The organism is Kineococcus auxinigenes (assembly GCF_050871525.1).
Classification (GTDB): domain Bacteria; phylum Actinomycetota; class Actinomycetes; order Actinomycetales; family Kineococcaceae; genus Kineococcus.
The window spans coordinates 1-504 of sequence record NZ_JBKBCT010000201.1 but is presented as its reverse complement, the minus strand read 5'-3'; the positions used below and the strand labels follow the sequence as shown (position 1 = coordinate 504).

Here is a 504-nt window from a genome sequence, read left to right as displayed (position 1 = left end):
CTCTTGCAGCCGAATTGCCTCCGACTGTCGCTGCGCGACGTTTAATTGCAAAGCATCGCGAGAGGTTGCGGCCGCCAGGATGGCGGGGCTGCTGGCCAGGATTGCGCGGCGGCTTGAAATGACGGCCCCCAGTTCCTTGGCTTGCGCCTCGGTACGTTGCACGGCAGCCCGTTCGTCGTTGTCAAGCGTTCGGCGCCTTGCTTCCTGGGCCACCTTCTGTTGGCCAAGCTCACGCATGCGCGCTTCTGCTACGGTGCTGCTCGCCCGCTTGGCTGCAAGCGTCGCACGCTCCTGAACCATCTGCGCATTGGCCTCCAGCTCACGATCACGCGCCTGGCGGGTCTCAACCAACGAGGCCTCCGCCTGCTCGATCTCCAAGGAGAGTCGTGCAACACGATCGCGCCGACCAACCAGGCTTGTGATGTTGTGCTGAACGACATCCAAAGCACGGCCGAGGCACTTCGCCACGTCCATAGCCTTGCCCGACAGCTCACGCATCCGCTC

General features: G+C 63.5%; 1 pseudogene. It reads right to left on the bottom strand.

Going from position 1 to position 504, the window contains the following annotated elements:
* Positions 1–468 (bottom strand): annotated as a pseudogene (locus tag ACRYR9_RS20015) (SMC family ATPase); the annotation flags it as partial.
* Between the last annotated feature and the right edge of the window lie 36 nt (positions 469–504).